Source organism: Actinocorallia aurea (assembly GCF_054783995.1).
The window spans coordinates 157,102-170,434 of record NZ_BAAGPQ010000020.1 but is presented as its reverse complement, the minus strand read 5'-3'; the positions used below and the strand labels follow the sequence as shown (position 1 = coordinate 170,434).

12 protein-coding genes are annotated in these 13,333 nt (G+C 72.0%); 5 read left to right on the top strand and 7 right to left on the bottom strand.

From position 1 onward, the window contains the following. Positions 1-91: 91 nt before the first annotated feature. From ACYVOM_RS24860 to ACYVOM_RS24845, 4 genes are read right to left on the bottom strand one after another with little or no spacing between them, the layout of a single operon-like run. Complete coding sequence (locus tag ACYVOM_RS24860; protein WP_460305900.1) at positions 92-802, bottom strand: SRPBCC family protein; 711 nt, start codon at positions 800-802, stop codon at positions 92-94. A gap of 6 nt (positions 803-808) precedes the next feature. Beyond that, a complete protein-coding gene (locus tag ACYVOM_RS24855) occupies positions 809-1,294 on the bottom strand; it encodes a (2Fe-2S)-binding protein (protein ID WP_460305899.1) in 486 nt (161 codons plus the stop codon). Continuing rightward, positions 1,287-2,162, bottom strand: a complete 876-nt coding sequence (locus ACYVOM_RS24850; RefSeq protein WP_460305898.1) for an FAD binding domain-containing protein — start codon at positions 2,160-2,162, stop codon at positions 1,287-1,289. Before ACYVOM_RS24850 ends, ACYVOM_RS24855 begins: the two co-directional genes overlap by 8 nt. Then, positions 2,159-4,507 (bottom strand): xanthine dehydrogenase family protein molybdopterin-binding subunit, encoded by a 2,349-nt coding sequence (locus ACYVOM_RS24845; RefSeq protein ID WP_460305897.1) that lies wholly within the window; start codon positions 4,505-4,507, stop codon positions 2,159-2,161. The genes ACYVOM_RS24850 and ACYVOM_RS24845 overlap by 4 nt, the downstream gene beginning before the upstream one ends. Positions 4,508-4,772: 265 nt before the next feature. On the opposite strand from ACYVOM_RS24845, the gene ACYVOM_RS24840 reads away from it, so the two are divergent. Then, complete coding sequence (locus tag ACYVOM_RS24840) at positions 4,773-5,375, top strand: TetR/AcrR family transcriptional regulator (protein ID WP_460305896.1); 603 nt, start codon at positions 4,773-4,775, stop codon at positions 5,373-5,375. A 6-nt stretch (positions 5,376-5,381) separates the two neighbouring features. Here ACYVOM_RS24840 and ACYVOM_RS24835 read toward each other — a convergent pair whose 3' ends face one another. Then, complete coding sequence (locus ACYVOM_RS24835) at positions 5,382-6,863, bottom strand: aldehyde dehydrogenase family protein (protein WP_460305895.1); 1,482 nt, start codon at positions 6,861-6,863, stop codon at positions 5,382-5,384. Positions 6,864-7,196: 333 nt separating this feature from the next. On the opposite strand from ACYVOM_RS24835, the gene ACYVOM_RS24830 reads away from it, so the two are divergent. Next, positions 7,197-7,961 (top strand): carboxymuconolactone decarboxylase family protein, encoded by a 765-nt coding sequence (locus tag ACYVOM_RS24830; RefSeq protein ID WP_460305894.1) that lies wholly within the window; start codon positions 7,197-7,199, stop codon positions 7,959-7,961. A gap of 180 nt (positions 7,962-8,141) precedes the next feature. Continuing rightward, positions 8,142-8,810 (top strand): TetR/AcrR family transcriptional regulator, encoded by a 669-nt coding sequence (locus ACYVOM_RS24825; RefSeq protein WP_460305893.1) that lies wholly within the window; start codon positions 8,142-8,144, stop codon positions 8,808-8,810. A gap of 44 nt (positions 8,811-8,854) precedes the next feature. Here the strand turns inward: ACYVOM_RS24825 and ACYVOM_RS24820 are convergent, their stop codons facing one another. Then, on the bottom strand, positions 8,855-9,658 hold the full coding sequence (locus ACYVOM_RS24820) for a mycofactocin-coupled SDR family oxidoreductase (protein WP_460305892.1): 804 nt from the start codon (positions 9,656-9,658) through the stop codon (positions 8,855-8,857). Positions 9,659-9,675: 17 nt separating this feature from the next. Continuing rightward, positions 9,676-10,509, bottom strand: coding sequence for a mycofactocin-coupled SDR family oxidoreductase (locus ACYVOM_RS24815; RefSeq protein ID WP_460305891.1), 834 nt, complete (start codon positions 10,507-10,509; stop codon positions 9,676-9,678). Between the two features lie 155 nt (positions 10,510-10,664). Here ACYVOM_RS24815 and ACYVOM_RS24810 point away from each other — a divergent pair, with 155 nt between their 5' ends. Both ACYVOM_RS24810 and ACYVOM_RS24805 read left to right on the top strand, forming a co-directional pair. Then, complete coding sequence (locus ACYVOM_RS24810) at positions 10,665-11,600, top strand: helix-turn-helix domain-containing protein (RefSeq protein ID WP_460305890.1); 936 nt, start codon at positions 10,665-10,667, stop codon at positions 11,598-11,600. Between the two features lie 155 nt (positions 11,601-11,755). Then, positions 11,756-13,219, top strand: coding sequence for a glycoside hydrolase family 43 protein (locus ACYVOM_RS24805; RefSeq protein ID WP_460305889.1), 1,464 nt, complete (start codon positions 11,756-11,758; stop codon positions 13,217-13,219). Positions 13,220-13,333: the final 114 nt, after the last annotated feature.

Here is a 13,333-nt window from a genome sequence, read left to right as displayed (position 1 = left end):
TTCTTTCTCGACTTGTGAAGTCTTCTTGTTCGCAGGGGTGGGTGGGGCGGGCCCGGCCGTTGCGCCGGGCCCGAGGTGCCGGAGCCGCCTCCTAGGAGGCCCGGTCCGAGCCGCGACGGGTGAAGGCGCGGCGGAGGAACATGAGGAGCAGCAGAGCGGTGGTTCCGACGACGGCCGTGCCGACGTGCTTGGCGGCACGGCCTCCCGCGGCGTCGAGCAGGTCGATGGGAGCCGCTGCGGCGCGCGGCGTCGCTCGGTCCGCCGCGCCGTCTCGCGGACCGGCGGCCTCGGATGCGGCCGCCTCGGATGCGGCGTCTTCTGCATCGCCCGCCGGTCCGGGGGCCTCCTCGGGCGCGGCTCCCGAGGCGATCTCCGCCGCCAGGTTCTCGGCGAACCGGCCGATCAGCGCGCCCGCCACCTCCGAGAGCGCCCCGCGGCCGAACTGGGCGGGCCTGCCGGTGATGGCCAGGTCCGTCTCGACCAGGACGTCGGTGCTCTCCCCCGCCTCGACGAGCCGGCAGGTGACGACGGCCTTGGCGGTCCCGTTGCCACGGGTCTCCCGGCCCGAGGCCTCCAGGACGGCGACGCGCCCTTCCTCGTCCTGTGAGACGAACGTGACGGTGCCGTTGTAGGACAGGCCGATCGGCCCGAGCTTCACCTTGATCCGCCCGCTGTAGCTGTCGCCGTCACGCGCGGTGAGCGTCGCGCCGGGGACGCAGGGGGCGATGCGCTCGATGTCGAGCAGCACCTTCCACGCCTCGGCGGCGGGCACGGGGATGGTGAGGACGTTGTCCAGCTTCATCGGTGATCAGTCCTTCGGGGTCGCCGACGCCTCGGCCGCCGCGCGGACGGCCTTGAGGATGCCCTGGTACCCGGTGCAGCGGCACAGGTTCCCGGAGAGGGCGTCCTTGATCTCTTCGTCGGTGGGGTCGGGGGTCTCGGCGAGGAAGGCCGTGGCCGAGACGATGAAGCCGGGGGTGCAGAAGCCGCACTGGAGGCCGTGGTGGTCGCGGAAGGCCGCCTGCACGGGCGAGAGCCCGCCGTCGGGCGCCGCGATGCCCTCGATCGTGGTGATCTCCGATCCGTCCGCCTGGACGGCGAAGACCAGGCAGGCCCGGACCGCCTCCCCGTCGAGCAGGACGGTGCACGCACCGCACACGCCGTGCTCGCAGCCGAGATGGGTGCCGGTGAGCTGGCACGGCCCGCGGAGGTAGTCGGCGAGCGTGAGGCGGGGCGGCACGGTCGCGCGCCGGACCACGCCGTTGACCTTCATCTCGATGTCGACGTCAGTCACCGCTCGCCTCCTTGAGTGCCTTCTGGAAGGCGCGCGCCACCATGGCCGCGCCCACGCGCCTGCGGTAGCCGGCGGACCCGTGCAGATCCGACGGCACCGACGCGAGGTCCGCGACGGCGGCGCGGCCGAGCGCGTCCGGGTCGGCCTGCCCGGCCCGGGTGCCGAGTGCCTCCGCCTCGGCGCCCGGAGCCCGCCGGGCCGAGGGGCCGAGGCCGAAGAGGCCGATCCCGCAGCGCTGGACGCGGCCCGCCGGGTCGAGCTCGACGGAGACCGCCGCACCGGCCAGGGCGAAGTCGCCCCGGCGGCGCGCGAACTCCTCGATCGCGAAGCCGCTGCGCGGCGGGCGGGCCTTCACCCGGATCCCGGTCAGCAGTTCGTCCTCCTCCAGCGCCGTGCTCCACAGGCCCGTGAAGAAGGAGGTGGCGGGCAGCGTCCTGGTCCCCCGGGGCGAGGCCGTCTCCAGCCGCGCGTCGAGGGCGAGGGCGACCGCCGGGTACTCCGCCGCGGCGTCGGCGTGGGCCAGCGAGCCGCCGATCGTGCCGCGGTTGCGGATCTGGAAGTGGCCGATCAGGGGGGTCGCGCGGGCCAGCAGCGGAGCCGCCGCGGCGACCTCGCCGGACCGCTGGATCGCCGCCTGCGTCGTGCCCGCGCCGATCCACAGGTCGTCGCCGCGCCGCTCGATCCCGTGCAGCTCGGTGACCCTGCGCAGGTCGACCAGGTGGCCGAAGACCGCGAGCCGCAGGATCAGCATCGGGGCCAGGCTCTGGCCGCCGGCGATGGCCTTGGCGTCGTCGCCGAACTCGGCCAGCAGCGCGAGCGCCTCGCCGATGCTCGCGGGCGCGTGGTAGTCGAAGGATGCCGGTTTCATGGGCGGGCCGTCCTCGGGTCGGGGGAGGCGCCGATCAGATCGACGATCGCCGCGGGCGACAGGGGAAGCCGGGAGACCTCGACGCCGAACGGGGCGAGGGCGTCGGCGACGGCGTTGACAACCGCGGGAGGGGAGCCGATCGCGCCTCCCTCACCGACGCCCTTGTAGCCGCCTTCGCCCGGCCCCATCGACTCGACGTGGCCGTACTCGATGGTCGGGACCTCGGTCGTGGTGGGCAGCAGGTAGTCCATGAACGTGGTGGTGAGGGGATTGCCGTCCTCGTCGTAGGCGAAGTGCTCGTACAGGGCGCCGCCGATCCCCTGCACCGTGCCGCCCGCGATCTGGCCCTCCACCACGGCCGGGTTGATCATCGGTCCGCAGTCCTCGGCGACGACGTAGCGCAGCAGCTTGACCTCGCCGGTCACGACGTCCACCTCGCAGGTGCACACGTGCGTGGCGTTCGCCGAGATCACCATGCCGTGGGCGCGGTACCGCTCGCTGGCCTCCAGGCCGGTCTGCAGTTCGGGCGGCAGGCTCTCCGTCTGGAAGTAGGCGATCGCGGCGATCTCGGCGTAGGACATTCCGGTCTCGGGCTTGTCCCGGACCACTGCCCGGCCCTGCGTCAGCTCGATGGCGGCGGGATCGACGCCGAGCCGGTGCGCGGCGAGAGCCGTGAGCCTGCCGCGCAGGACGGCCGCGGTCGCCTCGATCGCGCCCGCGGTCATCGAGCCGGAACGGCTGCCGCCGGTGCCGCCGCCGAACGGGGTCACCGCGGTGTCGCCCTGGACGGTGTTCACGTCGGCGAGGTCGACGCGCAGGGCGTCGGCGGTGAGCTGCACGACGGTGGTCTCGATGCTGTTGCCGCTCGACCCGCCCGCGACGTACACGTTCACCTTGCCGGACGGCTCGATGCGGATGGTCGCGCCCTCGGTGGCGTGCATGCCGACGCCGCTGGTGGTCGGCTCGATGTAGGTGCAGGTGCCGACTCCGAGGTAGCGGCCTTCGGCCCGCGCGCGGGCCTGCTCCTCCCGGAAGGCCGCGTAGTCCAGGATCTCCAGCGCGTGTTCGAAGGTCTCCAGGGGCGTGACCTCGGTGTAGGGCATGCCGTGGGCGTTGAACGTCGGGAACTCGTCGCTGCGCATCAGGTTGCGGCGGCGCAGCTCGGCCGGGTCCATGCCCATCTCGCGGGCCGCGCGGTCGAGCAGCACCTCGCGCGCCACGGACTCGAACTGCCACGGACCCCGGTAGGCGGTCCGCCCTGTGGTGTTGGAGAAGACCGACTTGCAGGAGAACGTGGCGTCCGGCACCCGGTAGGGGCCGGGGAAGAGCAGCCCCACGACCATCGTCGTCTGCGTCGGCCACGGCGTCGGGTAGGCCCCGGCGTCCTGCACGTGGTCGATGGCGGCGGCCAGGATCCTTCCGTCGGCGTCGAAGGCCATGCGGGCGTCGCCGTGCTCGTGGCGGCCCTGGCCGGCGGAGATGAGGTTCTCCTGGCGGTCCTCGATCCACTTCAGCGCGCCGGGCACCTTGCGGGCGGCGAGCATGACGCACATGTCCTCGCGCTGCGGCACCGCCTTCTGGCCGAAGCCTCCGCCGGTGTCGCGCATGACGACGCGGATGCGGTGCTCGTCGATGCCGAGGAGGCGGCTGCAGAACACGCGGGTCTCGTGCGGGGTCTGGGTGGACGCCCAGATCGTCATCTCGCCGGTGGAGGACGACCATTCGGCGATGAGACCACGGGTCTCCATCGGCACGGCGGCGTAGGCCTGCTGCCTGATCGTCGCGCGGGTCACGTGCGCGGCGCCGGCGAAGATCTCGTCGATCTCCTCGACCGGACGGCCGCTCAGCTCGCCGGCGATGTTCCCCGGATAGGCGGCATGCACCAGTTCCGGCGCCTCGGGCGCGCTCGCGTAGTCGACGACCGGCGTGAGCGGCTCGTAGTCGACCACGACCAGCTCGGCGGCGTCCTCGGCCAGGTACCGGTCGGCGGCGACGATGAGGGCCACCGGGTCGCCGACGAATCTCACCTCGCCCTCGGCGAGCGGCGGGCGGGGCGTGTCGGGCACGTCCGGGCCCATGAGGGAGTACCAGGGCCGGTGCACCTCGGGGTGCAGGTCGGCGGCGGTGAAGACGGCGTGGACGCCGGGCAGCGCGAGCGCCTCGGCGGCGTCGATGCCGAGGATGCGGGCGCGGGCGAGCGGGCTGCGGACGAAGTGGGCGTGCAGCATGCCGGGCCGCACGATGTCGTCCACGAAGGTCCCGTGGCCGGTCAGCAGCCGCAGGTCCTCCACCCGGGGCACCCGGGCGCCCGCGTAGCGGGCGGTGCCCGCCTCCGGGGCGCTCATCGGCGCGCCCGCGCCGGGGAGGCGCCGGTCCTGCCCGTCCGCTGCGTATCGCGCGGGACGGGCGTGGTGCGTGCCATCAAAGCGGCTTCTCCGTTCTTTTCGGGGCCGGTGTTCGCAAGGGAGGGGTGGTCCGGCCGCACCGCACGTACGGGGGCCTGATGTGCCGCGCTCGGCGGCCGCACCCGGCCGGAGTGACGGGCGACACATCGCAGTGCTGAACAACTGTTTAACACCGGCGCCCTCGGTCGTCAACGACAATGGGGCGATGACCGCACCCCGCCGTATGGGCGCCGAGAGTTCCAAGACGCGCCACCTGCTTCTGGACACCGTCGAACGGCTGATGGCCGAAGAGGGCTACGCCGCGGTCGGGGTGCGGCGCGTCGCGCGCGAGGCGGGGGTGGCGCCGGCCCTGGTCCTGTACTACTTCCGCACGCTGGACGACCTGTTCCTCGCCACGATGCGCAGGCGTTTCGACCAGGAGATCGAGGCGCAGGCCAAGGCCCTGGAATCGGACGAGCTCATCAAGGCCCTGTGGGAGTACAACGGCCAGCCCGAAGGCGCGGTGCTGAACCTGGAGTTCATCGCGCTCGCCAACCATCGCAAGGCGATCCGCGGCGAGGTCGCCGCCCACGCCGAACGGCTGCGCAACCTCCAGCAGGAGGCCGTCGCGCGCTACCTGGCGAAGCGCGGGATCGGGCCCGACGCGCTGCCGCCGCTCGCGCTGACGGTGCTGATCTCGATGGCCTCCAGGTCCCTGGTGCTGGAGGACACCATGGGGCTCACCCTGGGCCATGCCGAACTCCAGGCCCTGATCGAGCGCTATCTCCGGCAGCCGATCGACGGCAGGTCCGTCGTCGACGAGCGGTGAGGACGCTCATGCGCGGATGAAGACGTTCTTGACCTGGAGGAACTCGAACAGCCCCTCCCTACCGCCTTCCCGCCCTGCCCCGCTCTGCTTGTAGCCGCCGAAGGGAGCGCCGGGCGGCTGCCCGGACACGCCGTTGACGTGCACGCTGCCCGACTGGAACCGCGGCGCCAGCCGGTGCACCCGAGCAACATCGCGGGTCTGGAGGTAGGTGCCCAGGCCGTACGGCGTCGCGTTGGCGAGTTCGACGGCCTCGTCCTCGCTGCCGAAGGGCAGGATCGAGAGGACGGGGCCGAAGACCTCCTGCCGCGCGATCTCGCTCGCGGGGTCCACGTCGGCCAGGACCGTCGGTTCCAGGTAGAAGCCGTCGCGGATCTCCGCCGCCAGGGCCGAGCGCTCGACGGCCCGGCCGCCGATGACGACCCGGGCCTCCTTTCCCGCGCGCTCGACCATCCCGAGGATCCGTTCGCGGGCCGCCTGGTCGATGACCGGGCCGACGGCCGTCGCCGGATCGAAGGGGTCGCCGACGGTCAGGGCCGCGACCCTGGTCCGGACCGCCTCCACCACCTCGTCATGGACGTCCCGGTGCACCAGCAAGCGGGTGGTGAGGTTGCAGCCCTGGCCGGTGATGTTGTAGCAGGACCGGACGGTCAGGGCGACGGCCTCGTCGAGGTCTGCGTCGGGGAAGACCACGTTGGCCGACTTGCCTCCGAGCTCCAGCAGCACCGGCTTCAAGGTGTCCCTGGCCGCGTCGAGGATCTTCTTGGCGGTCGGGATCCCGCCCGTGAAGGAGATCTTGCCGACGTCCGGATGCCGGACCAGCCGGTCTCCGGCTTCCGGGCCCCCGGGCAGGACGTGCAGAACACCCGGCGGGAGCCCCGCTTCGAGCGCGATCTCGGCGAAGCGGGCGACGGTGTACGGCGCGAGCTCGGGCGCCTTGATCACCACGCAGTTGCCCGCGGCCAGCGCCGGCGCCACCTTCATGCCGATCGACGTGATCGGGCCGTTCCACGTGAGGATGATCCCGACGACCCCGTACGGCTCGGGGAGGGTGTAGTCGATGCCGGTGTTGAGAAGGGGGCTCAGCGGGATCGTGGCCCCTTCGATCTTGTCGGCCCAGCCCGCGTAGTAGCCGAACCATCCCGAGCACAGGTGCGCCAGCGCGCCCGAGATCAGCGCCGGGGCGCCGATCTCCAGCGTGGTGAGACGGGCCAGCTCGGGCACCCGGGCCTCCATCAGCTCCTCGATCCGCTGGAGGATGCGCCGCCGCTTGTGCGGCGACATGGCCCGCCATTCGGGATGAGCCGCCTTCGCCGCGGCCACGGCGTTGTCGACCTCTTCCGGGCCGCTCAGCAGGACGGTGCCGTTCACGCGGCCCGTCGCGGGATCTACGTGGTCGGTACTGCCGCGTGAAGTCCGGTCGAGCCATGCGCCGTCGATGAGCGGTCCGATGGAGCCGAGCTCACGCGAGGCGGCCTGAGGGGTGGTCATGGGTGGCTACCGCCTTGGGTGATGGTCCGAGATCAGCGGCGAGAGTCATGTTTCCACTCAGAGAGAACACAGCTACCGCCGAGACCGCATCAAAACACGCCCTCGCGATGGAAGTCAATCGTCTTATTTTCCAGTCAGGTCGATCAAACCCACTCCCTTCGCTCTGGCCTGCGTAGATGCACTACAAATGCGGTTCGCCGGGCGCGAGAACGGTGCTACCAGAGCCTCCGAGCCACGCTTGCCACCGCTTCGGCCCTTGAGAGCGGAAGTCACCCGTCTTAGAGTTAAGACGACTGCATTCAGCGCAGACGCGGCATGCCAGGAGGACACACCATGGACCAGCAAGGCGCCGACCTGACCTTCGCGGAGGTCATGACCCGGGAACCGACGGCCGCGGGCACCCCGCTCACCGCCGCGCTCCGCGACTTCCTCTTCGGCGAGGTCTGGCGGCGTCCCGGTCTGAGCCGGCGCGACCGCCGGTGGGTGACCCTGACCTGTGTCGCCGCGGCCGACGCGCCCGGACCGATCGACGAGCACGTCTACGCCGCGCTGAACAGCGGGGACATCGACCTTGAGGCGATGCTCGAGTTCGTGCTGCACTTCGCCGTCTACTGCGGCTGGCCGAAGGCGTCCCATGTCGAGGGCGTGATCCGCAGGCAGTGGGCCCGCATCCAGGGCGAGCGGGGCGAGGAGCCGCGGCCGTTTCCGCTGCTGGACAACGCGTCGCTCGGGCCCGGTGACTGGGAGGAGCGGCTCAAGCGCGGCGTCGAGGAGTTCGTCGACGTCAACCTGGTGCAGGCACCGCGCGCCGAGACCCCGTACATCCACGCCGGCATCCTGAACTTCGTGTTCGGTCACGTCTGGCAGCGGCCCGGCCTCGACCGCCGCCAGCGCCGCGTGATCACGGTGGCCTGCGTGGCGGTCAGCGACGCGCCCACACCGCTGCGCTCCCACGTCGGCGCAGCGCTGAACTCCGGCGACATCACCAAGGCCGAGATGGACGAGATCGCGCTCCAGTTCGCCGCCTACTCGGGCTTCGCCAAGGGCCAGGCGCTCCAGGAGACCGCGGACGCGATCTGGGCGGAGCGCGAACGCTGAGCGGCCGGGAGCCGGCCGCGGACCTGGATCCCGGCCGGCCTCCCGGCTCCCGTGCGGCCGCCCGGTGGAGCACCTCCGGCCGCCGGGCCCCGGTGCACGCCTCGAAGCGGCCTTGCTCCTAAGATGGAGGCCGCGCAGGGAGAATTCGATTCTCATGACTTCAGGTGGGCCGCGTCAGCCGTGTCAGTTCTCACGCCCTCGACCAAGGCGCAGATCGTCCTCGCCGCCGAACGCCTCTTCGCGCAGCACGGCATCGACGGGGTCTCCCTCCGCCAGATCGGCGCCGAGGCCGGCAACGGCAACAGGTCGGCCGTCCAGTACCACTTCGGCACGAAGGACCACCTGATCCAGGCGATCTGCGAGCACCGCCTTCCCGGGATCCACGAGCGACGGCGCATCCTCATCGCCCAGTACCGGCCCGCCGACCTGCGCTCGTGGGTCCGGTGCTATGTGCTGCCGATCCTGGAGCAGGGCGAGCAGGAGGGCAGCCGGTACATGACCTTCGTGACCATGCTGCGCCACCATGACCGGCGCGACGTGTTCGCCCGCCTTCCCGAGGACTTCCAGGCCTCGACCCGCGAGTTCCACGAACGCGTCGGTGCGTTCATCGCGCACGTGCCGGAGCCGCTGCGGACCCACCGCATCATCCAGGCCGTCGCCTTCAGCGTCGACGCCGCCTCCGACCGCGAGCACGCGCAGGTGAACGGCTACCCGGTCCTGCCCTTCGCCCTGCACCTCGCGAGCGTCCTCGACGGCCTGGTCGGATTCCTGGAGGCGCCCGTCTCCTCCGCCTCGATGGACGCCCTGCGCGACTCCTCGGCAAAGATCACCTGGCTGCCGTTCCTCTGAGGAGGGAGCGGGCCGTCCCACGGCGCCGGGACGGCCCGCTCCCGCTACCGGATGGTCACGCCCGCGTCGACCTTGAACTGAAGGCCGGTCACGTGCACGGACTCGTCGGAGACGAGGAACAGGACCGCGTTGCTGATGTCGCGGGCCTCCACCACGGGCGCGGGGAGCGCGTTCATGTAGATCGGCCCGAGGTCGGGCCGCTTCTCGGCGAGGAGCCGGTGCATCGAGGCGGGCGCCATGCCGGTGATGACCCCGGTGGGGTGCACGGTGTTGACCCGGATGCTCTGGGCGGCGAGCTCGTTGGCCAGGGCCAGGCTCATCCCGACGACCCCGTGCTTGGACGCCGTGTAGGGGGTCGTGAGCGGGCTGCCCTTGATCCCGGCCGCGGAGCTGATGTTCACCAGGCTGCCGCCGCGCTCGACGAGGTGCGGGATCGCCGCGGCGCAGGTGTTCCACGAGCCGATGAGGTTGACGTCGACCACCAGGCGCCACTGCTCGGGGGTCGTGGTGTCCCAGGTTCCGGCGGTGAGGACGCCGGCGTTGGCGACCGAGGCGTCGAGCCCGCCCAGCTCGGCGACCCCCTGGTCCACGGCCTCGCGCAGCGCGTCGGCGTCCCGGACGTCGGCGACCGCCGCCACCGCCCGGCGGCCCAGTTCCCGCACGAGGCGGGCGGTCTCGTCCAGGTCCTCCTTGGTGGCCAGCCCGTATTCCAGGCCGGGAGGCGACGCGCACACGTCGACAAGGATCAGATCGGCGCCCTCCTCGGCCAGGCGCAGCGCGTGGCTGCGCCCCATGCCCCGCGCCGCGCCGGTGATCAGGACGCGCTTTCCGGACACTCGTCCAGACATCGTTGCCGCTCCCTCGTTCAGAGCTTGTTGTTGAAGCCGGCGTCGACGGGCATCGTCACGCCGGTGATGTACTTGGCCTCGTCGGAGGCGAGGAACACGACGGTGTCGCTGATGTCGCCCGGCTCCAGCATGTCGATCGGCATCGGGTTCTGCAGGTGCGGACCGCCTCCTTCGGGGTTCTGCTCCAGCCACTCGACCATGCCGGGATTGACGGCCATCATCGTGCGGACCGCGGTCGGGTGGACGGTGTTGACGCGGATGCTCTGCGGCGCCAGGGCGTTGGCGAAGGTCCGCATCAGCCCGACGACGCCGTGCTTGGACGCCGCGTAGCCCACTCCCCCGCCCTGGGTGCCGCCGAAGCCGCGCAGGCCCGCGGACGAGCTGGTGATGATCACGGAGCCGCCACGACCACCCTCGATCAGGTGCGGCACCGCGGCCTTGAGCGTGTTGAAGGTCCCCGAGAGGTTCACGCCGACGACCGCGTCCCAGTGCTCCAGCTCCTCCTCGATGGTGAGCTGCCGGAAGGCCATCGGCGCGATACCGGCGTTGGCGCAGACGATGTCGAGCCGCCCCAGCTCGGCCACGCCCGCGTCGAGCGCCTCCTTCAGCCGGTGGTGGTCGCGCACGTCGGCGACGGAGGCGATCATCCGTCGACCCTGCTCCTTGACCAGCGCCTCGGTCTCGGAGAGTTCCTCGAGGGTCGCCATGGCGTAGCTGTTGGCCGGGATGTCGGCGCAGATGTCGACGCCGATGATGTCGGCTCCTTCGGCCGCCAGGCGCACCGCGTGGCTGCGGCCCTGGCCTCTGGCTACTCCCGTGATGAAGGCGACCTTGCCGTCGAGTTTTCCCACTGCTCCTCGATTCTTCCCGGTGGAGGCCGGTCCCCGTCGGCCCCCATCGATGCGACGCACGCCACATCGGCGAACAAGGTATTGCTATAGCAATATCGACATTGCGGTCAAGGGTGAGGCCGGGCGACGGGGACGTGATCCGGTATCTTGTGCGCATGGCCCGTCCCGCGCCCGCGTCCGCCCGCGCGGCGGCCATCGTCTCCTTCCTGACCACGCATCCGCTGCGCGGTTTCACGATCAGCGAGCTCGTCCAGCACCTCGGGATGAACATCGCCTCGGCGCACGCCACCCTCGCCGTCCTGGCCGACTGCGGATTCGTCGTCCGCGACCCGGTGCACCGCACCTACGTCCTGGGGCCGGCGCTCGCGGTCACCGGTTTCGCCGCCCTGGAGCGGCACCCCTCGATCCCCGCCGCCATCGAGCAGGCGGAGGTCCTGGCCGCCGACCTGGAGACCGAGGTCGCCGTCACCGCGGTCGCCGGGCGGGACGTCATCCTCCTCGCGCAGCGCGGACCCGAGCCCGTCACGGCGGGGGCCGGGTACCCGGGCGACCGGTCACCGCTGCTGGCGCCGCTCGGCGCGACGTTCATCGCCTGGGCGGAGGACGGCGCCGTCGAGGAGTGGCTCACCAGGGCCGACGCCGACCCCGACCTCGCCGCCTTCTACCGGCGCGTCCTCGCCGAGGTGCGCGCGCACGGCTTCAGCGTCGCCGCGCCCCCGATCGCCGACCCGCCCGTCATCGCGGCCATGGGGCGGCTGCGCGGTGAACCGGCCGACCCCGCCGCGGAGCGCCACCTGGTCGACGTCCTGCACAAGAGCGAGCAGATGCTCGTGTCGTTCGAGGACCTCTCGAACTCCGACGAGATCGCCTACCGCGCCGTCGCCGCCCCCGTCTTCGACCCGAACGGCCGGGCTCTGCTGGCCCTGAGCGTCACCGGGACCGGGCGGCCCACCAGCGTCGGCGACCTCCTCGACCTCGGCCGCAGACTCGCCCGAGCAGCCTCCGTCGCCACCCGCCGCTCCCGCGGACGCGCCCCGCGCCTGGAGGCGCCCCGCCCCGAAGGCGTCTCAACGGACGCCCCCGCACACTGACCGGGCCCTCGCCCGCCGGCGCCGCCACCGCGGCCTTCGCCATCGCGCAAAAGCCGCCCCTTCCCGGGCAACAAGCGGCAACCGCTTGCCGCCCCATGGCGGCCGAGACTGGAATCTGCGTCGACAGCACCCCGCCGCCTCCAGGAAGACGCAGTGTGAGCACCCACCCCATCCTTCCGGGCTTCCACCCCGACCCGTCGGTCTGCCGCGTCGGTGCCGACTACTACCTGGCGACATCGAGCTTCGAATACTTCCCGGGCATCCCGATCTTCCACAGCCGCGACCTCGTCGGATGGGAGCAGATCGGCAACGTGCTCGACCGCCCGTCCCAGCTCAACGTGGCACCCGGTCCGGCCGGAGCAGGCGCGGGCGTCTACGCGCCGACCCTGCGCCACCACGACGGCGTCTTCTACCTCGCCACGACCAACGTCACCGACCTCCACCGCGGGCACCTCATCGTGCACACCGACGACCCCGCGGGCGACTGGAGCGACCCGGTGTACACCGAGGGCGCGGTCGGGATCGACCCCGACCTGTCGTGGGACGCCTCGGGCACCTGCCACCTCACCTGGTCGATGCTCGGCATCATGCAGGCCGCGGTCGACCCCGACACCGGTCGGCTGCTCTGCGAGCCGCGCGAGATGTGGAGCGGCACCGGCCTGTCCCATCCGGAAGGGCCGCACGTGTTCTTCCACGACGGCTGGTGGTACCTCGTCATCGCCGAGGGCGGAACGGGACGCGGTCACTGCGTCTCCGTCGCGCGCTCGCGGTCGGCGACCGGACCGTTCGAAGGGCATCCGGCCAACCCGTTCTTCTCCCACCGCAGCACCGAGCACCCGGTCCAGAACGCGGGCCACGCCGACCTCGTGGAAGGGCCGGACGGCCGGTGGGCCATGGTCCACCTCGGGGTACGGACGCGGGGCGCTTTCCCGCGGTGGCACGTCAACGGCCGGGAGACCTTCCTGACCGGCATCCGCTGGGCCGACGGATGGCCCGTCGCCGACGAGCGGGCCTTCGAGGTGCCGGCGGCGCCCACGTCCTTCACCGACGAGTTCACCGGAGGCTCCCTGCATCCGCGGTGGATCGCCCCGGGCGTCGACCCCCGGTCGTTCGTCCGGCACGAGGAGGACGGCGCCGTCCTTTCGGGAGGCCGCGCACCGCAGGACCGCGAGGCGCGGCGGCTCCTCGCCGTCCGGGTGAAGGACGCGGACTGGCAGGTCGAAGCCGCCGTGCCCCGAGGGGACGCGGCGTTGACCGTCCGCGTCGACGACGCGCACTGGGCCGCCGTGGAGCGCGTGGGCGGGACCGTGTCCGTGCGCGTCGTCATCGGCCCGCTCGACCAGATCATCGCCGAACGCACCGGCGCGGGCCCCGATGCGGCGCTCGCCGTCCGTGCCACGAGCAGCGCCGCCGGCTTCGACCGCCGCAACGGACCCGACCGCCTCGCATTCGGCCTGGTGCGCGACGGAGAGCTGGACCCCCTGGCCGAGATCGACGGGCGCTACCTGTCCACCGAGGTGGCCGGCGGTTTCACCGGCCGCGTCGTCGGCGTCGAGGCCCTGCACGACGAGGCGGTCCTCAGCCGGTTCCGGTACCTGGGGCTTCCCGCTCCCCAGTGACGGGCATCTCCGCCGCCGCCTCCTCCTGACCGTTCGCGCGCGACCGCGTCCGACGCACCTTCACGGCGTTTTCAGCGCGCCTTCGCCCATGCCCCCGACCGAATGGAGTGTCCA

Bases quoted from the DNA above. Each gene is read 5' to 3' on its own strand.
- ACYVOM_RS24850 (WP_460305898.1), bottom strand. From the start codon at position 2,162: ATGAAACCGGCATCCTTCGACTACCACGCGCCCGCGAGCATCGGCGAG.
- ACYVOM_RS24830 (WP_460305894.1), top strand. From the start codon at position 7,197: ATGGACCAGCAAGGCGCCGACCTGACCTTCGCGGAGGTCATGACCCGG.
- ACYVOM_RS24860 (WP_460305900.1), bottom strand. From the start codon at position 802: ATGAAGCTGGACAACGTCCTCACCATCCCCGTGCCCGCCGCCGAGGCG.
- ACYVOM_RS24845 (WP_460305897.1), bottom strand. From the start codon at position 4,507: ATGAGCGCCCCGGAGGCGGGCACCGCCCGCTACGCGGGCGCCCGGGTG.
- ACYVOM_RS24840 (WP_460305896.1), top strand. From the start codon at position 4,773: ATGACCGCACCCCGCCGTATGGGCGCCGAGAGTTCCAAGACGCGCCAC.
- ACYVOM_RS24820 (WP_460305892.1), bottom strand. From the start codon at position 9,658: ATGTCTGGACGAGTGTCCGGAAAGCGCGTCCTGATCACCGGCGCGGCG.
- ACYVOM_RS24810 (WP_460305890.1), top strand. From the start codon at position 10,665: ATGGCCCGTCCCGCGCCCGCGTCCGCCCGCGCGGCGGCCATCGTCTCC.
- ACYVOM_RS24835 (WP_460305895.1), bottom strand. From the start codon at position 6,863: ATGACCACCCCTCAGGCCGCCTCGCGTGAGCTCGGCTCCATCGGACCG.